General features: G+C 35.6%; 25 protein-coding genes. 9 read left to right on the top strand and 16 right to left on the bottom strand.

Annotated elements, in window-relative coordinates:
* Window positions 1–21: 21 nt before the first annotated feature.
* The 7 genes from B2R82_RS21455 to B2R82_RS21425 all read right to left on the bottom strand — a co-directional run bounded on the left by B2R82_RS21455 (window position 22) and on the right by B2R82_RS21425 (window position 8,894).
* Entirely contained in the window at window positions 22–1,560 is a 1,539-nt protein-coding gene (locus tag B2R82_RS21455) for a 4-hydroxyphenylacetate 3-hydroxylase N-terminal domain-containing protein (protein ID WP_286926951.1), read from the bottom strand.
* A 170-nt stretch (window positions 1,561–1,730) separates the two neighbouring features.
* Window positions 1,731–3,515: a XylR N-terminal domain-containing protein gene (locus tag B2R82_RS21450; protein WP_286926950.1), complete on the bottom strand. Its 1,785-nt coding sequence runs from the start codon at window positions 3,513–3,515 to the stop codon at window positions 1,731–1,733.
* A gap of 220 nt (window positions 3,516–3,735) precedes the next feature.
* Entirely contained in the window at window positions 3,736–4,524 is a 789-nt protein-coding gene (locus B2R82_RS21445) for an HAD family hydrolase (RefSeq protein ID WP_286926949.1), read from the bottom strand.
* A gap of 130 nt (window positions 4,525–4,654) precedes the next feature.
* Window positions 4,655–4,903 carry a DUF3006 domain-containing protein gene (locus B2R82_RS21440; RefSeq protein ID WP_286926948.1) on the bottom strand — a complete coding sequence of 83 codons (249 nt, stop codon included), beginning with the start codon at window positions 4,901–4,903 and terminating at the stop codon, window positions 4,655–4,657.
* Window positions 4,890–6,068, bottom strand: coding sequence for an MBL fold metallo-hydrolase (locus B2R82_RS21435; protein ID WP_286926947.1), 1,179 nt, complete (start codon window positions 6,066–6,068; stop codon window positions 4,890–4,892). The genes B2R82_RS21440 and B2R82_RS21435 overlap by 14 nt, the downstream gene beginning before the upstream one ends.
* 75 nt (window positions 6,069–6,143) lie before the next feature.
* Window positions 6,144–7,286, bottom strand: coding sequence for a glycerate kinase (locus tag B2R82_RS21430; RefSeq protein WP_286926946.1), 1,143 nt, complete (start codon window positions 7,284–7,286; stop codon window positions 6,144–6,146).
* 102 nt (window positions 7,287–7,388) lie between these two features.
* Window positions 7,389–8,894: a coproporphyrinogen III oxidase gene (locus B2R82_RS21425; protein WP_286926945.1), complete on the bottom strand. Its 1,506-nt coding sequence runs from the start codon at window positions 8,892–8,894 to the stop codon at window positions 7,389–7,391.
* A gap of 164 nt (window positions 8,895–9,058) precedes the next feature.
* Here B2R82_RS21425 and B2R82_RS21420 point away from each other — a divergent pair, with 164 nt between their 5' ends.
* A complete protein-coding gene (locus B2R82_RS21420; protein ID WP_286926944.1) occupies window positions 9,059–9,466 on the top strand; it encodes a hypothetical protein in 408 nt (135 codons plus the stop codon).
* 232 nt (window positions 9,467–9,698) lie between these two features.
* Here the strand turns inward: B2R82_RS21420 and B2R82_RS21415 are convergent, their stop codons facing one another.
* Both B2R82_RS21415 and B2R82_RS21410 read right to left on the bottom strand, forming a co-directional pair.
* Window positions 9,699–9,866 (bottom strand): hypothetical protein, encoded by a 168-nt coding sequence (locus B2R82_RS21415; protein WP_286926943.1) that lies wholly within the window; start codon window positions 9,864–9,866, stop codon window positions 9,699–9,701.
* Window positions 9,867–10,034: 168 nt separating this feature from the next.
* Window positions 10,035–10,940, bottom strand: coding sequence for a stalk domain-containing protein (locus tag B2R82_RS21410; RefSeq protein ID WP_286926942.1), 906 nt, complete (start codon window positions 10,938–10,940; stop codon window positions 10,035–10,037).
* Window positions 10,941–11,299: 359 nt separating this feature from the next.
* On the opposite strand from B2R82_RS21410, the gene B2R82_RS21405 reads away from it, so the two are divergent.
* On the top strand, window positions 11,300–12,784 hold the full coding sequence (locus B2R82_RS21405; RefSeq protein WP_286926941.1) for a serine hydrolase domain-containing protein: 1,485 nt from the start codon (window positions 11,300–11,302) through the stop codon (window positions 12,782–12,784).
* A 288-nt stretch (window positions 12,785–13,072) separates the two neighbouring features.
* On the opposite strand, the gene B2R82_RS21400 is transcribed toward B2R82_RS21405, so the two are convergent.
* The 3 genes from B2R82_RS21400 to B2R82_RS21390 all read right to left on the bottom strand — a co-directional run bounded on the left by B2R82_RS21400 (window position 13,073) and on the right by B2R82_RS21390 (window position 15,375).
* Complete coding sequence (locus tag B2R82_RS21400; protein ID WP_286926940.1) at window positions 13,073–13,732, bottom strand: ribonuclease H family protein; 660 nt, start codon at window positions 13,730–13,732, stop codon at window positions 13,073–13,075.
* A 138-nt stretch (window positions 13,733–13,870) separates the two neighbouring features.
* The gene (locus B2R82_RS21395) at window positions 13,871–14,215 is read right to left on the bottom strand and encodes a YlbF family regulator (protein ID WP_286926939.1); all 345 of its coding nucleotides are present in this window, start codon (window positions 14,213–14,215) and stop codon (window positions 13,871–13,873) included.
* A gap of 17 nt (window positions 14,216–14,232) precedes the next feature.
* Window positions 14,233–15,375, bottom strand: coding sequence for a DUF445 domain-containing protein (locus B2R82_RS21390; RefSeq protein ID WP_286926938.1), 1,143 nt, complete (start codon window positions 15,373–15,375; stop codon window positions 14,233–14,235).
* A gap of 205 nt (window positions 15,376–15,580) precedes the next feature.
* Here B2R82_RS21390 and B2R82_RS21385 point away from each other — a divergent pair, with 205 nt between their 5' ends.
* From B2R82_RS21385 to B2R82_RS21370, 4 genes are all read left to right on the top strand, one after another.
* Window positions 15,581–15,784, top strand: coding sequence for a YheE family protein (locus tag B2R82_RS21385; RefSeq protein WP_054771990.1), 204 nt, complete (start codon window positions 15,581–15,583; stop codon window positions 15,782–15,784).
* Between the two features lie 173 nt (window positions 15,785–15,957).
* Window positions 15,958–16,374 (top strand): hypothetical protein, encoded by a 417-nt coding sequence (locus B2R82_RS21380; protein ID WP_286926937.1) that lies wholly within the window; start codon window positions 15,958–15,960, stop codon window positions 16,372–16,374.
* Between the two features lie 380 nt (window positions 16,375–16,754).
* Window positions 16,755–18,092: a hemolysin family protein gene (locus B2R82_RS21375; protein WP_286926936.1), complete on the top strand. Its 1,338-nt coding sequence runs from the start codon at window positions 16,755–16,757 to the stop codon at window positions 18,090–18,092.
* A gap of 194 nt (window positions 18,093–18,286) precedes the next feature.
* On the top strand, window positions 18,287–19,195 hold the full coding sequence (locus B2R82_RS21370; protein ID WP_286926935.1) for a cation diffusion facilitator family transporter: 909 nt from the start codon (window positions 18,287–18,289) through the stop codon (window positions 19,193–19,195).
* A gap of 18 nt (window positions 19,196–19,213) precedes the next feature.
* On the opposite strand, the gene B2R82_RS21365 is transcribed toward B2R82_RS21370, so the two are convergent.
* Both B2R82_RS21365 and B2R82_RS21360 read right to left on the bottom strand, forming a co-directional pair.
* Window positions 19,214–19,954 carry an effector binding domain-containing protein gene (locus tag B2R82_RS21365; RefSeq protein WP_286926934.1) on the bottom strand — a complete coding sequence of 247 codons (741 nt, stop codon included), beginning with the start codon at window positions 19,952–19,954 and terminating at the stop codon, window positions 19,214–19,216.
* Between the two features lie 82 nt (window positions 19,955–20,036).
* Window positions 20,037–20,957, bottom strand: a complete 921-nt coding sequence (locus B2R82_RS21360; RefSeq protein ID WP_286926933.1) for a helix-turn-helix transcriptional regulator — start codon at window positions 20,955–20,957, stop codon at window positions 20,037–20,039.
* A 588-nt stretch (window positions 20,958–21,545) separates the two neighbouring features.
* Here B2R82_RS21360 and B2R82_RS21355 point away from each other — a divergent pair.
* Entirely contained in the window at window positions 21,546–22,664 is a 1,119-nt protein-coding gene (locus B2R82_RS21355; RefSeq protein WP_286926932.1) for a response regulator, read from the top strand.
* A gap of 195 nt (window positions 22,665–22,859) precedes the next feature.
* Here B2R82_RS21355 and B2R82_RS21350 read toward each other — a convergent pair whose 3' ends face one another.
* Together B2R82_RS21350 and B2R82_RS21345 are read right to left on the bottom strand one after the other, a co-directional pair.
* On the bottom strand, window positions 22,860–23,507 hold the full coding sequence (locus B2R82_RS21350; protein ID WP_283869556.1) for a response regulator: 648 nt from the start codon (window positions 23,505–23,507) through the stop codon (window positions 22,860–22,862).
* Between the two features lie 11 nt (window positions 23,508–23,518).
* Window positions 23,519–24,634 (bottom strand): GAF domain-containing sensor histidine kinase, encoded by a 1,116-nt coding sequence (locus tag B2R82_RS21345; RefSeq protein ID WP_054771988.1) that lies wholly within the window; start codon window positions 24,632–24,634, stop codon window positions 23,519–23,521.
* A 195-nt stretch (window positions 24,635–24,829) separates the two neighbouring features.
* Between B2R82_RS21345 and B2R82_RS21340 the strand changes: the two genes are divergently transcribed.
* Entirely contained in the window at window positions 24,830–25,255 is a 426-nt protein-coding gene (locus tag B2R82_RS21340; protein ID WP_283869557.1) for a disulfide oxidoreductase, read from the top strand.
* 54 nt (window positions 25,256–25,309) lie between these two features.
* Window positions 25,310–26,149, top strand: coding sequence for an RluA family pseudouridine synthase (locus tag B2R82_RS21335; RefSeq protein ID WP_286926931.1), 840 nt, complete (start codon window positions 25,310–25,312; stop codon window positions 26,147–26,149).
* Window positions 26,150–26,199 lie beyond the last annotated feature (50 nt).

Below are 26,199 nucleotides of genomic sequence, written 5' to 3'. Positions count from 1 at the left end.
ACATTCCCCCTAATTTTTTCATTATTTATTTGTAAAATAATTTACATCATCAGGATTAACCCACGTAGGGTCTGTCCACCCCGTTAAATCGTAATCTGCCATACATTGCTCAGCAAACGCTATAAACTCATCTGTTTTACCACTGCCTTGTGCACCAAACAATGTTTGTAATCGAATATCTTCATGATTTCCAGCATAATTTCGTTCGTATAATTCACTACGGCCACCAAATTCAGTACCAATCGCATCCCAAAGTAGCTTAATTGTTTTAATTTTTTCAAGTGCTTCAATACCATTAGAACCACGGTAGAGCTTATTTAATGTCGGACGGAATTCCTCGTTTAAAAAATCTCTTGCACTAGATGGCTGAACAATTAAATTCCCTGCTACAATCTGCTGAATAATGCCCTTAATCTTTGGCCAACCTTCCTGTAAAAATACGCGATATGCTAGTCCACCATTTAAATTCGGAATAACGATACCATTTTCTTTTTTCTCAGGATTCAAGGCCATCGAATCACTTAATGACCAGAACATATGACGCCAAGCAATAATTTCTCCAATATGAACCTGAACACCACGGAATTGATCAGTACCCGCTGTCTTTAATGCCTTCAACAATACACCAATAATAAAATCTAATTTCACCGCTAAGCGTGTGACACCTTGGAAAGTAAAGCGATTAATGAAACCGCTTTCTACAAAGAATGAAGTTGTCTTTTGCATATCTTCATAAATTAAAATATTTTCCCACGGAATAAGCGCTTGCTCAAATACAAGTACTGCATCATTTTCATCAAAACGACTACTTAGCGGATAATCAAATGGACTACCCATAATCGCAGACGTCATTTCATACGATGCTCGACTAATAAGCTTTACACCAGGAGCATCCATTGGTGCAATAAAAACAACCGCGAATTTTTTATCTTTAATTGGTAATCCATACGTACCCACAAAATTGTAATTAGTAATAGCTGATCCTGTTGCTACCATCTTCGAACCACTAATAATCAAGCCTTTGTCTGTTTCACGCTCCACTTGGATAAAAACATCGCCCACTTCATGAACATCTTTGTGCCGATCTACAGGTGGGTTCACAATTGCATGATTAAAGAACCAATTTCGTTCTTGTGACTCTTTGTACCAACGCTTTGCATTTTCTTGAAAAGGTGAATAGTATTCAGGATTCCCACCAAGTGTTGCAAGGAAGGAAGCTTTATAGTCTGGTGTCCGCCCCATCTGCCCATATGTAAGGCGGGCCCAAGCTACAATAGCATCCCGTCCTTTCATTAAATCATCCGCGCTTCGTGCTGCACGGAAATAACTATGGGTATAACCTCCACTACCCGTATCCGTTTCACAAGTTAAAATATCTTTGTATTTTGGGTCATGCATGGCATTATATAAACGTGAAATCGATCGAGCCGAATTCCGAAAAGCTGGGTGAGTCGTGACATCCTTTACACGTTCACCATGTAACCAAATTTCTCGACTATCCTTTAAACTTTCTAAATATTCTTGCCCTGTCAATGGCTTCGTACCTTGTTTTACGACCATTCCCTTCCCCCCTACAATTATTTTTCTTGTTTGACATGTCTATTTAAATATAGTTCTTTCGGAATTTTTAGATAATTAATAAAAAGTATAGAATTCCGCCATTTTTCCTTCAAATTTGAAAGGAATATGTGCAAAAAATAGAAAAAAGCCAGCAAATACGCTGACTTTCTCTACTTTTTATTTTCTAATGCTTTCAGTACATAATAGATTTTTAAAGCTAATTGGCATCGAAAACGCCCATCTCCTGTACGTAAATCTTCTTGTAATAAAGATTCAATTTTTTCCATTCTATAACGAAAACCTGGAATTGAAAGACTCAAAGCCTTTGCTGTTTTATTGACATTACCGCTATTGTTTAAAAAAACCTCTAACGTATGGGCAAGTGTTGCATTATTTTGCTCATCATATTTTATTAGCGGACCTAGCACCTCTTCATAGAAATGCAGAAGCTCCTTTGGATTTGTCGTCTTTAAAAATAGCATAATATGCTGAAAGTTTTCGTAAATAGCAGATTGTGTCTTTCCAGGTGCTGCATATTGTAGAAATTGACAAATCAGTCTAGCCTCATTGTGGCTGCTTCCAATTTCCTCTAACCTATCAGCATTTTTCCCTACACCAATTTGGAATATAGATTGCTTAAATCGTTCTTTTAATCGTTTCGTTAAAATGCTAACAAAGTCTGATATATATCCAATATCCTTTTCACAATCCTCTAGAATAAGTAAAATTTCTTGATTTTTAATGAAACACTCAATATTTAAATACTCTGTCATTAAAAAGCTATGCAAAATTTCTGGTTCCTCATACTCAGATGTGATGACAATTACACGATTGTTTTTACTCGGATCAAAATAGAAAATGCTGCGAGCCTTTTTAATGAGTGCCTCTGTGGAAGATTGTCTACTCATGACTTCATCTAAAAAATCGGACTTTTTTTGCCATTGGGACTGAGCAATTTGCATCTGTGTATATAAATAAATTGAAAATACCGTCACAGCGCGTTCAATAATCATTTCCTGTTCTCTTGTTAAGTCATTATGACTAAGAATCACTAAAGTCCCCAATTGTTTTTTCATCGTCATAATTTCATATTCATGTCGAAACTCCTTTTTCCTAAGTTTTCCTTCTAGATAGAGGTGCTCATCATCCTTCTGCATAAAATAATAACCAATTGGCTTCATTAAATATCTACGCTCTATTGCTACACTACATTGCAACGCATCACTTAAAAGATGTAAGAGTTGATTTAACGTATAGCCCTCTAGCATTGCATGTGTCATTTGTTTGTGGATGGTGTCAGAATGGAGGATAGAATTATTCAATGATTTTAACTCATTATAAGTAGCGTCTAATTCATCAGCTAAGGATGTTTCTTGAAAATATCGTAATAAATCTAATTGCTCTGCTGTTGCATGCTCCTTAGTTCGAACAACAAATTTACAATAGTCATCACATTTACCACGACATTTTTCCTCAAAAACAACGACTTCTCTTGAATAAGTTTTTGCTAGAAAGCCTGCTACATAACCGATTAATGTCCAGCACACACTTTCTTCACTAAAGCCAAAATGGCGGACATGCTCCTCCGCCTCGTAAGAATGGAACCATTTGCCTTCCATTTCAAATTTATCATTGCTTATTTCCAGTACATCAATTTCTACACTGACAACACCCTCTAAAGTATGGATTGCAGCGCCAGCTTTTATTAACTCTTTTAACTCTTTCCAATTGTACATTTTCTCAATAGAGTCACCAGCACTATAGCCGCATGCCCATCCATAGCGTAATAAAAAGCCCTTTGCTCGCTCCATATTCAACGTTTGAATAATATCACGCCTAAAAAAACCAAGTGCCTCAGCTGATTTTAAGATCATTCGATTCCCATTGAACTTTATAATGCCCGAACGTGGATTAATATCAATGGCATTCTCAAACACTAAACGATTTGCTTTCACTATATACACCCCCATAAACATGCAGTCTTTACAACGAAAAAGGCTTGTACATTTCTCCAAATCGAAATCACTAGATTGAAAGTGTTTACTTTTATTTAGTATAAATTTATTTTTTTGATAATTCAATTTATTGGAATGGAATTCCGGTAAAGTTTGAGTTTGCATTGATAGGCTGCAAAAAAAATGTACTGATCCTTTGATGAATCAGTACATTTTTGATTTATAGCTTATTCACAAGTTCTAAAAGTGCAGTTAAAGAATCTACCTCATAAGTTGGTGTTACAGCACCACTTGGAACATTGTTTTCACGATTAATCCATACATTCCGCATACCCACACGTGATGAGCCTAAAATATCAGTATTTAAATTGTCGCCCACCATAATGGCATCATCGGCTGTAATACCTGCCTTCTCCATAACATGCTCGAAAATGGCGGCATCTGGCTTTCCTTTGCCAAAGTCTCCAGAAATAATAATATGGTCAAAATATGGCGCTATTTCTGGTGTAATTGTCAGCTTTAAGTTCTGTAGGCTTGGAGCACCATTGGTTAATAAAATGAGCTGATATTTTCCTTTTAGCTCATCCAGTACAGTAAATGTATCCTCGTATAAAAATGGCGATACCTTACGTTCAACCACAAATCGCTCACCAAGCTCTTCTCCTAATTGCGCATCATCAATCCCTAACGCTGCTAAGCCCTTTGTCCATGAAGCAGTACGATACTCTGGTACAATTCCCTTCATTTTTTGGAAGGAATCTGTTGGATCATCAAATGTTCCCCATAGACCTTCAAATGGGTTAATTCCAATTAACACTGTATAGTCGTATGTTTCATACCCCTCATAAAGCGTACGAGCTTCCTTTCGTACTGCTTCCTCCAACTCTACTGGATCTATTTTATGTATAGTTGCTGCATATTGACATGTTTTTTCAAATGCTGTTTTAACCGATTTTTTATCCCACAGCAGTGTATCATCTAAATCAAAAATAATTGTATTAATTGACATTGTGTCAGCTCCTAGCTTCCTTTAATACTGCTTATTTTAGCATATTTTCAAAATATTTAGGATGGCATTTTATGTACATTCCTTCTAAAATCAACAAGCTATGCGTACCTTACGCACAGCCTGTCATGTACTATTTATTTTTATTACGTAGGCGTTCCATTAAGCTCTTTATCTCAGCTTTTTTTTGCTCTGTTTCTTCTAGTAAAATTTCAATATGATAAATGTCGTTTATTTCTTCAATTAACACACGATCGCCCACCTGTACTGGCTTATTCATGGCTGACTGTAATATGATTAGTTGTTCCTCTTCCTCTGGGTACTTCAAGAAAACTGCATAGCCATCTTCAATACGGTCTAAGGTATATTTAGTCGAGCTCACTAACAAGTTCCCCTTTCGCATTCTTTAATTGTGCAGCATCTCCATCATTTAGCCAAATTTGTTTCTTCGTCCACTTTAAATAATTTTGACCATCTCGCGCATTTGTTCCACTTGTCACATAAATGATCTTACCAGGCTGTAATGTCACATTTGGAAATTTGAATACTTGATTCCCTTCTATTGAAATAAGCTGCCAATCCTTTAACGATACTGCTTCACTACCATTATTTTTAATACCGACAATTTCATCTATTAAATCCTTACTAACAATCTCTACACTTGTGGCATTTGGAGGTGTTGAGATATTGGCTCCTGACCATTCTTTTGACTGCACATCATAGTTTACACCATCTGTAGATACGATAACCGTTCCAGCTTCTGCGGTAGCATAAATCTTACTCCCAACAGCTTGCAAACGCTCAACGACTTCGGCATGAGGATGCCCATATTTATTTCCTTCCCCATAGCTTAAGACGGTTACTTCTGGATGCACTGCTTGAATAAATTTCTCCGAGCTACTCGTATTTGAGCCATGATGACCTGCCTTTAAGACTGTTGCCTGTACATCATTTTGCAGCATGTCTTTTTCTAATGCTATCCCCGCATCTCCTGTTAATAAAAACGAAACATTGCCATATACCATTTTTAACACAATCGATGCATCATTATTATCCGTTGCATGCTCATTAGCATTTAAGACCTTTACAGTAAGATCATCATCAAACGCTATATTTTCTCCTGTTGTTGGAACATAATAGGGAATATTCTTCGTATCAATTAGTGTCAGCATTTCTTCAAAGGTTTGTGATGTATGTACCTTTCCAGAATCATAAAATTGACCAATATCAATTGATGATTGTAACACAGGAATTAAGCCCCCAATATGGTCAGCATCTGGATGTGTTGCTACAACTATATCTAGCTTATTTACACCTAGCTCTTTTAAATACGAAACCACCTGCTGGCCTGCACCCTTAACACCTCCATCCACAAGCATTGTCTTACCATTTGCTGACTCAATAAAAATAGAATCTCCCTGCCCTACATCAAGGAAATGAACACGCATTTCTTGTCCAGCAGTTACTGGTACTTTTTCTGTCTTTAAAACCTCTGTACAGCCCGCTAATAAAAAAATACAAAGAAGTACTATTATTAATTTTTTCATCTTCTTACTTCCTTTCTATTTTTCTATTATACAAAAAAGAGCAGCTTGGAACTGCCCACTATTTTCTAAAATCTTCTATGATGAACTACTCTTTTGTAAGAGATTCTCAAATATTTTTTTGGTTTTCAAACGAATACATTCATAAGGCTCTTGCATTGCCTGTTGAACACTAACCTTATTATCTACTAAAGACTCAACAACAGTAAAATAAGTATACAATGCTGGTTTATCAATATCATCAATATTCCCTGACAATAAGATTGCCTGAGCATTAGCTAATCTGGCTGCCTTCGCTATTCCTAACGGTGCTTTTCCATGTAATGTTTGGCGATCTGATTTCCCTTCCCCTGTTATAACGAATTGAGCTCCTTCTATATGTTGTTTTAATCGAATGGCATCCATTACAATATCAATACCTGCTGAGAAGCTACTATTTAAAAAGGCTATGAATGCACCACCTATGCCACCTGCTGCACCTGCCCCTTTGAGATCATGTAATCGAATGCCATATTGCTCTTCAACAATGTCCGCAAACTGCTTTAAACAGTTATCAAAATAAGCAATTTGATGCTCTTTTACGCCTTTTTGAGGTCCAAATATAGCAGTTGCCCCCTGCTCTCCAATAAAGGGGTTATCCACATCACATGCAATAGTAAACTGTGCTTCAGCTAATCGTGAATCTAGACAACTACTATCAATAATGGCCAGCTCTAATAAAGCTGACACTCCATCATCAATTAATGAGCCATCCTCTTTTCTACATTGCAGTCCTAGTGCCTTTAACATGCCAATACCAGCATCATTTGTAGCACTACCGCCAATGCCAATAATAAACTTCCTAAATCCTTGATCTAGAGCAGCTTTTATTAATTGACCCGTTCCATATGTTGATGCCCGTTGAGGATTTTTTTCATTATCCTGAAGTAACACTATGCCAGATGCCTGAGCCATTTCAATAACACATGTAACATTATCACCAAGTACACCATATTTCGCCACTATTTCTCTCCCTAATGGATCAAGTACCTGCGCCGAAAAATACTGACCATCAGTAGCCATAATAAGCGATTCCAATGTGCCTTCTCCACCGTCTGCAACTGGTAACATCACAGTATGAATTGATTGGTCCACCTCCATGATTCCTGCCTGCATTGCATTTGCTACCTCGAGGGCTGACAGGGTTCCCTTAAACGAATCTGGACTAATAATGACTTTCATTTTATCCCTCCACTTCATTTATTTTTAACATGATTATACTTCAGAGCAAACACTCTTGTGAGCTTGAAAAAGGCAACCTGAACAACTCAGATTGCCTCTACCTTATGCTTTATATAATTCATCTAAAAACTCAATTTTTTTACCTATAGCATCCTCAAATGTCATGATATAGGCAGCAGGATCTTTTGGATTATGGAACTGCGTAATTTTCCCTGTTTCAGGATGAACAAATTTAGAAGAAGCGCCACAGCCGATTCCTAAAATTGTCTGTACCTCTTCCATGATCACAATATTATAGATGCTTTCCTCACCAGCTTTACTATAGCCGACATTTTCTAAATTACCTAAAATATTTTTTTGTCGATATAAATAGTACGGAACATAGTCATTTTCCTTTGTCCAATTTTGTGCCATCTGCATCATTTCTGCAACAGTTTCACGATTCGCTACTTTGTATTTATCCTTATTACGAGTCATCTCTGATGCACGTTTAAATGATAGTGTATGAACAGTCAATGACTCTGGTTGCATCTTAGCAGATTCCTCTAAAGAATGCTGGAATTCCTCGATACCTTCATTTGGTAAGCCGATAATCAGATCCATATTAATATTGTTCATTCCTGATTCACGTGCAAGCCAAAACTTATCAACTGTTTCCTGAACCGTATGATGGCGACCAATTGCCTTTAACGTTTCATCTGTATAAGATTGTGGATTAACACTTATGCGGTCAATCCCCCATTTTTTTAACACCTCTAGTTTTTCTGTAGTAATCGTATCTGGTCTACCCGCCTCAACTGTCACTTCGCGGATTGTTTCAGGATGTGGAAAAGAATCGTACATCGTCTGATACAATGCATCCATTTCATGTGCCTCAATAGATGTTGGCGTGCCACCACCCCAATAAATAGATGTGATTTTCATATCGTTGTCCTTCAGCCATTTACCCATTTCTCTTAATTCAATATGTAGCCCCTCTAAAAATGTAGTGACACGGCCATGCTTTCGGTTACTTCCAATCGCATATGCGGGGAACGTACAATAGGCACATTTTGTGGGACAGAAAGGAATTCCGATATAAACACTTATTTCCTTTCCAATGTTATCGATATCAGGGATCGTCACTAATTGTCGTTCAACAATATCTTTTAAGAGTGCTACCTTTTGTGCAGACAATCGGAAATCACGAATAAGTATGTCAGCAATTTCTTTCTCTGTCTTGCCTTCTTTTCTAAATTTATGATAGAGCTTAGTCGGACGGACACCTGTTAAAATACCCCATTGCTGTTGCATCCCCGTATATTGTTCAAGCACATCTAAAAATACATGTGACAGAGCACGTTTAATACGGATATTTAGCTCACGTCCATCAGCCTGTGTATTATATTGAATATGATATTCATTTGTAAATTGCTTTCCCTCTACCTCTAATACTGCTTTTGTAGATATAGAACAATCCTCAGCAACATGATGCTCAAAGGATACGGACATGTCGGCTCCATCAGACTTTGCTTTTAGTTTGGAATCCTCAAAAAATAAATTTGCTATATGGTTTAATACGCGAATCCAATCCTCTGGATAATTTTGATCTATGTGAATAATTTTCATTTTCTTCGCTCTCTTCTTTCAAAATTACGGCATCCATAGTGTAACAAATTTTTATTAGGTTAAGCAAAGTTACAAATAGAAGTTTTAAATAACAGAATATTCCGTCTAATTATAGACAATGTAAGTTATTCACTTTATAATTTTTAATAAAGGTGGTGTTGATAATGGTTCTTATAAAAAATAATTATTTTTCTTCCGCTCCAAGCTTTATTCACCAGCTAGAAGTATTATTTCATCACTTTAATTTAGAACGATGTGATGAAAAGACCATTTACATTACTATTTTATTAAAATATCGCATGCATAAAGTTCCTTGTGATCTTATTTATATTATGGATCAAGAAGAGATTTACGGTGCTATCTCTATCAACAAGCACTATGAACAGGCACGAAAATTTATCCAGCAACATTTTCGACATGCTTTACTGTATTCAGATGAATTAATACTAGCGAGAAATTTTATGCAAACTTTTCATTTCAAGCGAAGTGTTCAAATCTTTGCAAAGAAGTATCCGACATTTATCTTAAATACTCCTAAAAGCAAAAACAGCAAGCTAGAATACCTCCTCTAGCTTACTGTCATAGTGTTGAAAAACTAAATGGTCAAGGATACCTTTGAGAATATTTAGTCAAAATGAAGATGATTTCCGTTCCAGGTTACTCGCTTTCCAGTGGGCGAGNNAAAAGTAAAGTAAAAGCATATTTCTCACCATCATTAAATGGATAGAATAGTAGTACAATTCTATAGCTGTCAACCTACATTCTATGCATAAACTACTTTTTCACCTTACATAAAGCCACTTATTACTGTCGCTCTGCATTCACATAGAAAAATGTTTTCAAAGCTCCATTTTTGCACAATATAGTGATGGCTAAGACTTCAAATTTATCACTATTAATTTGTATGAAATGCCAGAAGAAAATACTATGAGCAGTGGTTGATTGGAGTTTAGACTGAGTGAAGCGGCTCATCGGACGCCCCCTGGAAAGCACTCAGTCGGAACGGAGATCAACCCCTCGTTTTGAAAAAAGACTATACTTTTAATTTATCACCTTGATTTCATTGAAATAATAGTATTTCAACAACATGACAGCAAGCTAGAATACCTCCTCTAGCTTACTGTTTTACTTTGAAACATATTATTTTAGGAATTCCTCAACAAACTCTATTGGTACATATGTTTTATTCGCTTCTAGTAATGCAGGTGCTACATGAAGTGGATGTAAGGCTTTGTTCACACCAAACATTTTTTCACCGCGCGTAATTGTGAAAGATAAATTACCTTTTGTTATAATTGCCCCTTTACCCGTTGACTCTACCGTAAAACCACGTTTTTCAGCAATCAGGCGCAAAGGAACCATTTTCGTTCCTTCTACTTCATATGAATCTGCCTCAATAATGGCTGCAATCTCTGCTTCAACAGTATTTTCTGCTGTATTAGCAAATTTGTTTTCAAGAATGATTACTTTTGAAGGAGTGGTCTGAGCTGGGATGCTTTTTGTAGAAGCTGTATAGAAAACCACTAAATGCTTCTCTGCTAAATCCTTAGCTGTGACTTTCTCTCCCTGTGAATTGAAAAGCTCCGTCTTTTCTCCAATATTTAATTTTAAAATATCATAAGTATTTTTTAAGTCTTCAAAGAAATAATCAACATCAACAAATCCAACTGCCTCTGTTTCAACTATGACAACATCAGGATTGAATTGTGGTGGATAGATTAATTTTTGAGGCTTGTTTGCAAATGTATAGGCAACTATTTTATCTCCCTCTTTAAGATCCACCTTCTTCCCTGTATTATCGAAAACAGGTGTTTCATTTGTAATTTCTACAACATTCGTTTGATCGCCATCTTTTACCGTGTAATATGTAATTTTTTCACCAGTATGGACTTTCTCAACTATCCCATGTGTATTGTTGAAAATGTGTACAGGATCAATTTGAATTTGCGGTGCTTCTGTAGGCTTTTCATTGGCTGAAGCGACTGGAACTGCACTTCCAAATAATAATGCTGTCATTGCTACAGGTGCAAACTTTTTCATATTCATAAAATCTCTCCTTATTATTTAGATACATAGTAGTAGTCGATTTTAAATGGTAAAAGTTTCATTTTAAAAAATAAAAAAACCATCATTTGATTTAACAAGACCTAAATTGTAAAAAACATAAAATATAAAGGGTATGGTGGACTAGGAGGTGCGGTTAACAATATTTATTATTCGTGATGCCTTTGCTGTATTCTACGGGTTGAATCTTGCCTACTATTTCCTCGTAAATAGTCATATAGTATTTCTTCTTGCGATTTTAGTTACTATAATTTAAAAATATACTAGTTGAAAAATGTGATTATAGCAAAATCAACTTAGTTTGTAGTAAAGCAGTTTGATAGTAAAGAATAGGGGGGAGTATGATTAAAAAAATTATAGTTTTAATTATTTGCATTCTTTGTATTTTACTATTCACGTCTACAGATAAATTTTCGGCAACAATAAGTGATAGGGACCAGAAAATAAAACAAATTGAAGTTGAAATTGAGAACAACATGAAAACACATGATATTCCGGGAATGGCCTTTGCACTTGTTGATTTTAATGGGATTATTTATTCTAAAGGTTTTGGAACATTAGATATCCGAGAAGATACACAGCAGATTGACGAAAATACAAACTTTAACTTAGGATCGCTTTCTAAAGTGTTTACCACAATAGCTATTATGCAGCTTCAAGAGAAAGGACTTTTACGTATAGAAGATCCTGTTGTTAATTATCTTCCTTGGTTTAAAACAAGTGATGCTTTAATGTCAAATCAGATTACTATTAAGCATTTACTTAATCATTCAAGTGGTTTGCCTAGTCGCCTCAATGTTCATGAAGTGAAAAGTGTAGATCGACGGGAAATTAAAATTCAAATTAGTGATAAACTACGTAATGTTATGTTAGTTGCGAAACCCGGTGAAACATTTGAATACACCAATATGAATACAGATTTGCTGCAAATAATTATTGAGGAAGTTTCAAATGTTCCTTTTACAAAATATATGGATGAAAATATTTTTAAACCTCTCGGAATGAACAGAACAGGGTATTTTACATTTGATGATCAACAACTTTCCAATACAGCAATGGGACATCGTTATCACTGGGGTAAAATTAAACCTTATAAGGAAGAGTTAGTTTATGCTACATCTAGCTCGGCAGGGTTATCCTCAAATGTCACAGATTTAGCAAAGTTTATGATGTGTCTACTAAACGAGGGGGGAACTCCTATGGGTAATCTGATTCGTTCAAACCGTATTAACGAAGTATTCCAAGCTAATAATTATGGTATGGGGTACAATTGGTATATATATCCGCAAAATATGTATATGGAGGGTGGATTACCTGGCTTCACTTCAACGATGGTTTTAAATTCTGATAAATCATTTGGACTTGTTCTCCTATCAAATTCGAAACAAGATATAACATTCCATTCTGGTTTTAATTTATTTAGAATAGTGGAAGGAGGAACTCCTAAACCTTTATTAGGTGAGGATTTTCCAAAGGTGAAATCTGCCGCTAAAATAATTCTTAGTATTACAATCTTCATTTGTACTATTTTAATCTATTTATTAGGAACAACATGCTATAATTTAGCAAAAGGAAGACATACAGTAACATTTGAGAAACCAAGTTTTAGTAAATTTTGTATGATCATTTTATTGCTAGCATTGTACTTCGGAGTAATGTATTATATCTATGTTTTATTTCCTTATTACGTGGGAGTTCCTTCGTTATTCGACTTTCAAAAAGAACCAGATGTCACATCAGGATTGATGATATTAAGTATAATGTATACATCATTATCTTTAGTTTTATTCTTGAAAATCCTAATAATTCAAAAGGTTGAATTATGAAAAACCCCCATTAAACTATCTTGTTAACAAGTCGTTTAGATAGTTAGAAAATAAACAGCCTTAAAGAGCCTTCTACAATATGATTTGTAGCGAGGCTCTTATCAGAATTAAATACCTTTATACTCATTTTAGATAAAGGAATTTTTTCAATCAAAGGAAGGTGGTTCCTCCATATTATTACAATTCCCATTCAAAGGGGTGTGACACGTATAAGGGTTGTCCATTGCATTTACTAGTTTAGTCTAGCCTATTTAATGACCAAGATGGTTTTGGACAATGGTTCAGTGACTACCTTTCAGTTTCGCTTAATCCTGTAATGTCTATGCCATTTAAGGCTTGTGTAGCTAGACGGTCCGCTTCTGAATTCTCTTTCCTGGAAATGAGCTGATATTCTGGTTGAATATTAAGATCCTCTAACTTCGCATCAATTTTATCTGCCCAGCTCGATAAATCCTTTTCCAGCGCAGGCCATTCCCCACTTAATTGATTAATTACGACTTGAGAATCACCAATGAAACAAACAGGTAAATGATGCACATTCAGTAAATCAAGCTCAACGATCCCTAAATAAAGCGCTGCATATTCTGCCTCATTATTGGAATTTAGCTCTGATGAAAAGGCATTTCTTCTTAATCTATATGGTTTGCCATTTTGCTCATAATAAATGACACATCCCAGCCCTGATTGTTTTGTAGCACGATCAAAGCCACCGTCAAAATAAACAGTAATGTTATGTGGCTCTGTCTCAATTTCCTTTAAATAGGCCTTCAGCTCCTTTAGCGACCAGTTTGTTTCCTGTCGATCAATACAATGCAACGATTTAACTCTCCCTGTTCGCTCCATATCCTCAGCTAGTAGTACTGCTTGAGCTGCTGGCATTTCTTCTGAACGGAGTACTGTTGTTGCACCCTTTAGCGCCTTATATGTCCATTCAATAATTACATGCATAGTACTTACCTCCATATTTTTTAAATTAGTGTATAACGTGAAAACGTGCCTCGACATGGAGACACGTTTCTTTCCTAATTGTTATATGTGCAAATAATAGTTTATTTATTCCTAGACCCTTAATTAGCGAAGGGTACTTTATATTCCCTCATACAATGTTTGTATAGGCTTTACTAAAATACGATTTACCTCTTCAATCACCTTGCTTAATTTCATTTCTGCTTCAAGCATTGAAGATATTTTTTCATTTTGCTGAGCAAGCTGAGACGCCTTTTGAGCGTACACTAGTTCATCTTCCAAAAAATCCTCACCCGCTAATTGCTTTTTCTGTAGCTCAATTTGAATTTTACGGAAATTTTTAAAAACATTTAATGCCTCTTCATCATTCTTTACTACTGAAACAGCCTTTTGCAACTCTTCAAATTCCGGTGTTTTACGGAAAGTTGCCTCTAAAGCATTAATTTCATTATAAATATTAATCATTCTTTTATTTCCCCTTTTTAAATAAAGTAGACAATTAACCCTTGCACAATCCCAATCAACCCACCAAGAACTGCACCTAGTACTGTAATCATTTTAAACTCACGTTTTGAAATGCCTAGTACAAGCTCCTCTAGCTTCGCCACAGGGAAAGAATCAACCTGCTCACGAACTACTTCCTGTAAATTTAAGCGTTTTAATACATCCTCTAATTTCTCTTCTGCTTTAACAAAAGCTTTTTCAATAACCTGAGGAATGACTGTTTCCTTCATCCATGTATTACCTTCTGGCCAGTAATATGAAATAGGTTGTTTCAAGCGTTCCTCAACTGCTAGCTGCTCTTTTACATAACCTTGCACTTTCATTAATAATAAATCAAATCGAATATCCTGTAAAAAATCCATCGCAGGACGTTCTTTTAATTTATCCCACTCCTGTGTAAAGATTTTCGTTAATAATGCTGTTGTACCTGGTGCCTGCAAGAATTTTATGAGCTCGCGCTGAACCTTTGCCACAAGCGAAGAAGAGTCACCTAAAAACATATTGATCATTCCACCAAGTGAACCTTTAGACGACAGGAAATCATCAATCATTGCTTTTATAGTTAACTCGCCCTCAGGTGATAAAAAATAATCCTCACCCTTCTCTAATATATGACGAACTGCTACTGGAATCTTTGCGTCAATTGTTTGTTGAATATCTGCCGATAACAGTGTATGAATTGACTTCGTTGATAATGTATTCTTCATCGACTCAAATTGTCCCTCAACAATTGCTTCAATCTTGTTTTCAATTGTTGTTGGCATATGAGAAAATCCAGCTAATGTAAGCCAATCTTGAATCGTTTTATCATTTGTAAAAATAGTTTCTTCTACCTTTGTTTGTACAAACTGTTCTACTTTGTCCTGAATATCTTTAGAAAAGAATTTTTTCCTAAAGGTTTCAGGTGTTAATAAATAATTTACAACCGTTAGTCCAAGCTGCCTCGCTAATTCATCACGTCGTTTTGGAATAAGTCCTGGTGTAAATGGTACACGCCAATTTTTAATATATATTGCTTCATGTGGACGAAAAAGCATTTTTATAGCTAGGTGATTCGTTACACCACCGATAGCAGCTCCAATAATGGCCATAAATAGTAAAGTCACTAGAAAATTATCCATTAGTACCCTCTCATTTCAATTGTATTCACGATTGGCGGATTTTGTCGCCTATTGCACTCATTATAGCAGAGCAAGGATTTTCAGCGAAAGAAAAACCCCTAGATAATTCAACACCTTTCAATCATTTTCTTTAGGTGGAATAGTTGCAAATTTACTACTATCCTTGAATAATAATAACTACATATATAAGAAATGGGGTTTGTTTATGATTCAGCATTTCAATTTTAAGCCTTTATTTGAAAATTCTCAGCTTCCTGGCTGGGCTATTTCTTTCTTCTATCAACGTGAACGCTATACAGCTGAGTATTTAAAGGATGGCAATATCCAATGGACTGGATCTATTCCACCAAACGAAGAAGATGTTAAAAAAATGATTCATGAGCTTATGTTGTATCATGTGTACGAATAATAAAAAGTAGTACCTTTCTCGTGTAATCAGCTTTTAAATATACCCATTTTTTACTAGTGAATGCAGATCATTTATGCTAAAAATATTTCCATCTATTGAAATCGCCGCATTTTTCTTATACATTTATGTTATCAACTTGATAATAAATGTTTTGTATGCAGGGGGCTATTTCAATGAGTAAAGTCACACTTTTAGATGACTTAAACAGTTATAATTCAAAAGCATTAATTCGTGCAAAAATAAAAGAAGTTTTTTCCGAATTTTCTGCTAAAATTTTTGAATTAGTAGATGAAGCTGACACTATCAATAGTAAAAAATTCGAGTTACTTTCTGGCTATAATAGTGATTTTTACAATGAATTTTGCAGCCAATTAAAAGCCTTAATCGACACTCCGACTAGCTCATTCGGAAAAAAATCTGTAAAAAATATGTATTTAACGTTTAATGGAAAAAATTATCTTTTAACACAGCAAGGTATTACGGAAAAGGCACCTGTTACCATATCATCCTTTACAGGCGAAATCCCATTCAAAGAACCACTTCATGATGTTGAAAAAGCGTGTTTAAAATTACGCTTCCAACAAGAATAGTATTTAAAGCAGAAGGAGCCCTCTCACTTGCTGAGAAGGCTCCTTTGTTTGATGCTATTAAAAATAATTCATTTAAAAAATTCGCAGATAAAGCTCTCTTGAGATTTTTGACGTGTCGTTTTTTATGAGATAAAATGCTTCCTTCTCTAAATAAACTATCTTTGCTCCTTTTAAAGGTAGCACAATGATTTTTGATTTTCAATATTTTGACGTTAGTAAAATACGGATTGATCATAAAAAGTGGTTGTCAATATTTGTGTTTTGCATCTAAATATTTTATGATTGAATCATCCAACAATTTTTTAAATCATAGGAGGTGTACACTTTGTTTACCTCCCTCATTCGGGCGGGGACAAAGGAATTATTTGGACGGAGACATAATGGAAATAACCATAAGGTTGGCGGCATTTGCCCTACTAATAATAATGACAGGATTTTTCGTTGCAACCGAATTTGCAATCGTTAAAGTAAGATCTACACGTATTGATCAATTGCTTGCCGAAGGGAATAAAAAAGCAAAAAATGCAAAACGTGTAATTTCAGATTTAGATGAATACTTATCGGCATGTCAGCTAGGTATTACCATTACAGCACTTGGCTTAGGTTGGCTTGGTGAACCTACATTTAAGATTATCTTGAATCCAGTGTTTGAATTTCTAAATTTGAGTGAAAACATTACTACTGTCCTTTCATTTATACTTGCATTCTCAATTGTAACGTTTATGCATGTAGTTATGGGGGAATTGGCGCCAAAAACACTTGCCATCCAAAAAGCAGAATTTGTAACATTAAATCTTTCTGGCCCATTAATTTTATTCCACAACATTACGTATCCAATCATTAAGCTATTAAACGGATCTGCACGAGGCTTAACAGGTCTTTTCGGCTTGAAAATGATGTCAGAATCAGAAGTAGCCCATACTGAAGAAGAGTTACGTATGATTTTGTCGGATAGTTTAAAAGGTGGAGAAATTAATACTTCAGAATATGAATATGTGAACAGCATTTTTGAGTTCTCTGATCGTCTTGCGAAAGAAATCATGGTCCCACGTACTGAAATCGTTGGTATTGAAAAAGAACTAACGATTAGAGAAGTATTCGATTTAATGGGCGTTGAGCAATATACCCGTTACCCAGTTATCGATGGTGACAAAGACCATATTATCGGCTTAGTTAATATGAAGCACTTATTAACCGCTTACATTAAAGATCCTGCAAATGGTGATAAGCCTGTGATTGACTATATGCAGCCGATAATTCGTGTGATGGAAACAACACAAATTAACGATTTACTACTTAAAATTCAGCGTGAACGTATTCATATGGCCATTTTAATGGATGAATATGGTGGAACATCTGGTTTAGTGACGATTGAAGATATTATTGAGGAAATTGTCGGCGATATTCAAGATGAATTTGATGAGGATGAGATCCCTGAAGTACAAGAAATTGCAGAAGATCATTTTATTTTAGATGCAAAGATGCTAGTAGAAAATGTAAATGATATGCTAGGTACTGACATAGAAGATGATGATATAGATACAATCGGCGGTTGGTTTATGACAAAGCGCTTTGATGCAGTCGAAGGAGATAGCATTAAAGAGCAAGGCTATGAATTTATCGCAAAAGAATTAGATGGTCACCATATTTTATACTTAGAAGTTCTGAAGTTACCTGAACGTGATTTATCAAATGACAATGAAGATGTAAATGACTAAAAATTTGAGTGTTTTATTTACTGTGTTACGATTAACATCGCACTAACAGATACAAGCTATAAAAAATGTATATAGCTCACAACCTATAGTGGTGGGGAGCTTATAGCAATAACATGATAAATTGTAGCAACGACTCCCTTTCAAAGAAGGGAGTCGTTTTATAATGCCCGAAAGTTTTGCGAGGAGGAAACAAAATGGAGCTTTATACAAATTTACGTCAAGGGGAAAAAGGTGCTTGGTTATCCATTGCAACATATTTGGTACTAAGTTCTATAAAATTAACAATCGGCTATATTGGTGCATCAGAAGCGCTTAAGGCAGATGGATTAAATAATACTACTGATATTATCGCCTCTATAGCAGTACTTATTGGATTAAGAATTGCACAAATTCCACCTGACTCTAATCATCAATATGGGCATTTGCGTGCCGAAACAGTTGCCTCACTTGTTGCATCGTTTATTATGTTAATTGTTGGCTTACAGGTACTTATTAATTCGATAAAAGGTCTTTGGGAGCCTGTTAGTACAGCACCGTCATTAGTAACTGCCTATGTCGCAATTGGCAGTGCTATAGTGATGTATATCGTTTATCGCTATAATTTAGCACTTTCTAAAAAAATAAAAAGTGCAGCTGTAAAGGCAGCAGCCTATGATAATCGTTCAGATGCGCTAGTAAGTATTGGTACAGCAATCGGGATTTTCGGAGCTATTTTCGGCTTTCCTATTATAGACACAATTACTGCACTTCTCGTTGCACTTCTAATTATTAAAACAGCAATTGAAATCTTTTGGGAGGCTGTTCAAAGTCTAACAGATGCATTTAATATCGAAGAAGTTGAGACTTTGTCTGTCCTTATTCGTAATGTTGATGGAGTAATTGAGTTGTTAGACTTTAAGGGGCGCGCCCATGGCAATATGTACTTTATCGATGTAACTGTCACTGTGGACCCTTACTTAAACGTCTTTGAAAGTCATCGTATTACAGAGGAGATTGAAAAAACGATTACTCGTGAAAATCGATTCTGTCAGGTACTCGTGCATATTGAACCACATATTGAAATCATTCCTCCAGCAAACGACAACGAATCTCCTACCAAGTAAATGGCAGGAGATTTGTTGTTATTTGATTGCTATATAAATATCAACCTGTGCTTCTTGTGGGTTGGCACATCGTTCATCATAGCTCTCAAAATCACCTGTGTATGCTCTTTCTATTTCTGAGCTGGCAAACCAGGCCCAGATATCTTGCCAAGCCTTAATTACAATGTCTGGCATTGACCCTTTCTCTGAAGTAAAAACTAAATATTTAGCAGCCGGTATTGTTTTTACGACCATCCCTTGTGTGATTTCATCTGTAGCTGCTACTTCCACTCCAAGGGTAATTGAATAATCCCCATTAACATCTGTTTCATAGTCCGAATATAGACCGAATATAACGTTATTGACTGGATTTTTTATTTGTCCCATCACTTCTTGCTGATAAAAATCTGACCATAATTTAGGAATTTTAGCTTGAGGCGTAATTTCATTGGCATTGCTCGTTTGAGCTGAAATCCCTACGATTTGAAATGATTCTCGTTCTATCATGGTTGGCTGTTTTATTTCTTCTCTTCTCCATCTTTTTAAACCTGGTGAGAAAGAAGATAACATTTGGCGTGCTTCTTCTTCAGCCATACCATCTTCCTTTAAATGTGGTACACAAATCTCAACCATTTCCTCAACTGTCAATCCTGGCTGCTTAAACTCTCCTAATTCATAACAATACATGCAATAGTCCTGACTTTTTTGACCTTCTTTATCTGTTCCTAACAATGCTTCGTTTGCTAATGGCATACCACAGCTTTGACAATAACTTTGCATATTTCATCCACCCTTCATACTATTTGTTACGACTATAGCAAAGGAAACCTGACAGCTGTATGTCATCTTTTTTAAATGAAAATTAAATACCTTTATATAGCTCTAGAATTTCCTGTGCTCGCTTTTGCACAATAGCTCTAACATGGGGCGGTTCTATAACTTTTATACGGTGACCAAAGCTTAAGAGAAAACCATATAGCCATTCATCCTCTGGCAATGAAATATTAACTGTTAAATTTTCATGATCTATATGCTCTGCGCCAAATGTTTCTTCCACTAAAGTTGTTATTGTTGTATCGAATAATAGCTTTAGCTTGATGACATTTTGGGGGCGATGCCACTCTTTGTTCCACGGTAATTCAGACAAATGAACTTCTTTGCGCTGGAAGGTTATCATCTCATCTTTTAAATTTTTCATTCTAGCTATTTTAAATAAGCGAAAGTCTTTTCTTAATGTACAGTAACCGTAGACATACCATACCTTTCCTTTTTGTACTAATGTATGTGGCTCTAAAAAACGAGTGGTTACTTGACCATGTGTTGTAGAGTAGGTGAAGCTTACACAATGTGCCTGTTCAATTGCTTTTTTTAATAGTGTAATCTGCTCCTTAAAAACAATAGATGGTCCCCAAGGGCTAAGATCAATAAATAGTTGATCAATGGATTGTTTTATTTCTTCATCAGCAACACTTGTTAATTTTTCGAGCACTGCTTCCGCATGGGCATCTTCATAGGTTGTAAGTGCACTTTTAATAGCAATGGAAAGTGAGGCAAGCTCCTCCTTTGTCAGAACCTGTTTATCAACACGATATCCCTCTATCAAACTTATTCCACCGTTAACCCCCTGCTGGCTCAAAACAGGAATTCCAGCACAGCTAAGTGTTTCGATATCACGATAAATGGTACGAACAGATACATTAAATAATTCAGCGAGCTCCTGTGCCGTCACTTTTTTTCGATTTATTAAAATCATTGTCATCATTAAAAGACGCTCTAATTTCATGGTTCACCCATCCCTGCTGCTACTATTTTTATTGCATAATGTCATTTTAGTCATCCATCAAGCATTTTTCATCACAAATTAACTATTTTGTTTTGCATTTTAATTACTAATATCCTATCTTTTTTAAGTATTTTTTAAGTACTTTTTGAGTTTTATTTAAGTCGAATGTACTATAATAACGCCTGATAAATTATTACAATCATTATACTATTTTTACAATATAAGAAAAAAACAAGTTTAATACAAGAATTTATCAGGAATTATTTGATTTCGCTAAGAATAGTTTGATAATAAACGCTTATACAATTATTTCAATTCTCTTAACACAACAGACAAAACTTCCATCCTCTTTATAGAGCGCTGAAAACTATAGTATCTATTTGTGGCAAAGAATTTAGTGCTTTGTTTTTATGAAACCTCAATAGGATTATGAAAAGTAAAATTACGAGTACTAAATCTTAGTGTCAAATTTTTATTTTTAAGTGAAATTCACTTATTTAGTGCTCACTATATATTAGGAAGCCTTTTCAAACACAATGAACTAGAGTTTAATGGTTTTCAATTTAATTGTAAAAAGGAGATTTTGATGTGATTAGAGCCGTTTTAATAGACAATGAACCACTAGCTTTACACTATTTTCAAAATAAACTACAAGCATTTCAGCAAATACAGGTGATGAAAACCTTTACTAGTGTAGAGACATTTCTTCAGGAGCTTCCAACATTAGAATTTGAGGCAATTTTTTTAGAGGTAAAGCTCAATGAACTGACTGGACTAGAAGTAGCTGATATCGTCAAAACGGAGCGTCCATATGTTAGTGTTATTTTTATAACTTCCCATCAAGAGTTTGCATTACAGGCATATGATATCGGAGGGCTTGATTATTTACTTAAACCAATTAATCATGCTCGTTTAGAAAAGGCTATTGCTCGAATTGAGCATGAATATTCCATACAGCAACTCATTCAGAAGGCTTCGAAAACGATGCTAAACGTTCAATGTTTTGATCAATTTGCTGCCTATAGCAACAATAGTTTAATTGCCTTCAAAACGGAGAAAACAAAGGAATTATTTGTATATTTTATTTTACATCCAAACATTCCTATTCACCGTGATTATTTAATAGAAATTCTCTGGCCTGAGTTAGACTATGTACGGGCAAAATCGAATCTTCATACAGCTTTATCTTATTTAAGAAAAACCTTAAGCAATATAGGTTATGCGAACTGTATAGTATTTTCCAATAAATATTATATCTTTGAAAAGCCTAATATTCTTTGCGACTTATATGATTTTCAAAGATATTATGATGATTTTTCAAAGCAGGAGTTTCCACCTATTTCCTTAATTAATCAATGTATTTCCATTTATAAAAATGGGCTTCTTATTTTTGACGATTATGAATGGGCCACAGCCTATAAAGATAAATTGACTAAATCATACATAGATTTATTAGAAAAAGGTTTTCAAGCTTCCATCTTAACGGATACGTCAAAGGCACTTGAATTCTTAAATAGCCTACTAGATTTTGACCCATATAATGAACAAAAACTTCAACACTATTTACACATTTTAATAAACACTGGGCTATACGAACAGGCATACAGGGTATTTCAAGACTATGAACAAAAATTAAAAGAAGATTTAGGCCTTTCGCCGAGCTCAACATTACTAGAAATTACAAATAAATTTTTTATTCAAAAATAAACAATCAATGTCGCCTTGGCGTAATTGTAGCTGCCGCTACGATTACGCGCATAAAACATCTGCCGCTTTACTTTCGATACAAAAGCCATCTGTAGCTGTCGCTTCGCTTTCGCTACAGAAAACATTTGCTGAATGAAGATAAAAAAACGACGGGCTACTACATATTTGTAGGAACTCGCCGTTTTAATTTACCTTTTACACACCACTACCCTCTGTCAGTCCGTGCTTTACAGCATAAAGAGCCGCCTGTGTTCGATCCTGCACCTGTAGCTTCGTGAAAATATTAGATATATGGGTTTTTACAGTTTTCTCTGTAACGAATAAGGAGGAAGCAATTTCTCGGTTACTTTTCCCTTTTGTTAGCTCTGCAAGTACATCCTGTTCACGAGGTGTTAGTGGGTTTAATGCATGAGGTGCATTTTCAGATTCTTGTCGATCCATTTCTAGCGTTGATGTGGCCTCTGGGTGAAGAGTATTTTCGCCACGCATTATTCGACGAATAGACAATACCAACTCATCAGGTTCTATATCTTTTAATTGATAACCAGCGGCACCTGCCTCCATAGCTGGAACGACATGATCCCGATCCGAAAAGCTTGTAAGCATCAAAATTTCAATTTGTGGCAATTTCGCTTTAATGCGCTTAGTAGCCTGAATACCATCCATTTCAGGCATGACTAAATCCATAAGGATAATATCTGGTTGTATGCTTTCTGCTAAAGCAACTGCCTCCAGTCCATTTTTTGCTTCCCCTACCACTTCAATGTCTTTCTGCGTTTTTAAAAAAAATAATAATCCACGACGTACTACATGGTGATCATCTGCAATTAATACACGTATCATTTTCTTCCCTCCTAATATGGCAAACGGATTAACAGCTCTGTTCCTTTGCCAATTTCACTAACCCAGTCAGCTGCACCGCCAACTGATTTTGCACGATCCTTTATTGACTGCAAACCCATTGAAAGTAACTTCGTGTTATTATCTATGACAAAGCCTCGTCCCTCATCACGAATCACAAGCAAAATGTCTGTAGATGTAACTGTTATATATAATGCTGCTTCCAGCACACCTGCGTGACGACGTACATTATTAAGTGCTTCTTGTGCTACCCGAAATAACGTTTCTTCAATACGAGAGGGGAATTGCAATACACCTGAAACTGTTACATGCAACTTTAAGCCGAGCATTTCAGCATATACTTTAATCGCTTCAAGCAAACCATTTTCTAAGCCCTTTGGACGAAGCTGCCAAATTAATGCTCGCATCTCCGTTAAGGCATCCTGTGTTAAATGTTGAATTTCCTTAAATGTTTCTTTAATAGCTTGATCATTCGTCATTTCAATACCGGCTCTCGCTGTTAGAGTAACTGAAAAAAGCAGCTGATTAACCGAATCATGTAAATCTCTAGCTAGACGGTTACGCTCCTTTACGAGTGCCATTTCTTGTTCCTGCTTTGTCAGTAAAATTCGCTTAATAGCTGACCCCATCTGAAAAGCAACAGATTCAAGTAAAGCTAGCTCCTCCTCAGAAAAACGCACTTTATCCTTTGAGGCAACATTTAAGACCCCAAAACGTTCTTGTCCTGACTGAAGAGGCACTGTAGCATGGTGTGTAATACCCTCATGATCCCCGACATTCGCTGCAATCGCACTTTCAATGCGCTGGCATTCAATAATATTGGAGGCTTTTTTTAATTCCTCATTACGATAGCGGGAAACACACCAGCAGCCTCCCTTTTTTAAGTAATGACAGTTTTTGAATTCCAATGCATCTGGTAAATTTTCGTGTACAACAAGCTCTGATCGTCCTTTCTCATTGATAAAAAAAATCCAGCCTGTTTCAAAATTTGTCCCATTTAAAAATCTCACAAGTGCACCCTTTAGCATTGTCACTATTTCAGTTTCTTCATTTAATAGCTCTGCAATCTCTTTTAAAATACTGATATTTGAATGCTCATTCTCTCTCACAAAAACACCTCTTCTTCGGCATTACTAATGTTAATGATAACATTTCAAAGTCTCAAACGTCTGCCTGACCCGTTCATACTTTAGACTGAAATTCTTTTAAAAAGTTATGCCTTATTTTGCGTAAGTTAATTTACTTATAAAACTAGAAGAACTATAATCGTACAAGGATATGGTTTAATAAAGGGGAGAATAGATATGTCTAAAAAAGTAGAAAATGGTTTATTATTTATTTGGATTGTCTCTGTCGTTGCAACACTAGGGTCCTTATACTTTTCTGAAATTCGTCACTATGAACCTTGTAAAATGTGTTGGATTCAGCGTATTTTCATGTATCCAATTGTCATTATGACAACAATTGCCTTTATACAAAAAAATGCACGTATTGCAGCTACAACAGCTGTTTTTGCCATTATGGGTGGCAGTGTATCTCTTTATCATTACGGAATTCAAAAGCTTAGTTTTTTAGCAGATACCGCTCCTTCTTGTGGTCTTGTTTCCTGTACTGGTCAATATATTAATTGGTTAGGCTTTATCACAATCCCATTTTTAGCACTAACTGCATTTATTTTAATTGCAGGGGCAAGCTTTTATGTAATGAAGGCTGTAAAAGCTGCAAAATAATTAAGAGACCGTGTTCTACAATTGGAATACGGTTTTTTCTACGGAGGATGATTTATGTTTCATTATGAAATTAATGAAGATGATTTAACTATTGAGGAACTGCTACGTAATCATTGGCGACTTGGTAAAAAATTAGTCCATGAATTACGAATGTCAAAAGCAATTACAACAGTGAACAATGAGCCTGTTCAATGGAAAGCCCCACTTCAACCAGGTACAATTTTAAAATTTTCGTTTCCGATACCTTCATCCAATTATCAGCCTACACCAGTATGTGCAATTGATATTATTTATGAGGATGACCATTGCTTAATTGTTTCCAAACCAAAAGGTATGTCAACACATCCAAATGATGCTCGTGATACTCATACTTGTATGAACCATGTTATGGCACATATTAAAAAGCAAGGTGGGGTTTATGCAGAGCATGTCCATCGACTGGATAGAGGCACACAAGGTTTATTGCTGGTGGCAAAGCATCCTCTTGCAAAGTCAATCTTTGATCGTATGATTGAAGAAAAATCTATTATTCGCACATACGCTGCAGAGGTACAAGGAAATTTACAAGCTTCTACAGGTACAATCACTGAACCCATTGGGAAGGATCGGCATCACGCAACAAGACGTGTTGTCTCCAAAACTGGTCAGCATGCAGTCACCCACTATGAGGTAGTAGCCCGCTTTAAAAGTTCTTGTATTGTCCATCTCATCCTTGAAACAGGTAGAACACATCAAATTCGAGTACATTTAGCTTATATTGGGCATCCTATTATTGGTGATACAATGTATGGTGCAAGAGAAACAGCAAGTGGAGACTATGAGCTTCATGCCATCCAATTAGAATTTGAACATCCATTTTTAAATAAGCAAATTGTTGTAAAGGACAAACAGTAATCCTTTGCTTAGGTTTAGTGAGTTGCTCAAAATCTTAAAAAGCGCAGGAA

The organism is Lysinibacillus sp. UBA6686, assembly GCF_002455205.1.
Classification (GTDB): Bacteria; Bacillota; Bacilli; order Bacillales_A; family Planococcaceae; genus Lysinibacillus; species Lysinibacillus pakistanensis.
Note: the sequence above shows the minus strand (reverse complement) of the source record. Positions and strands in the feature narration are given on the sequence as shown.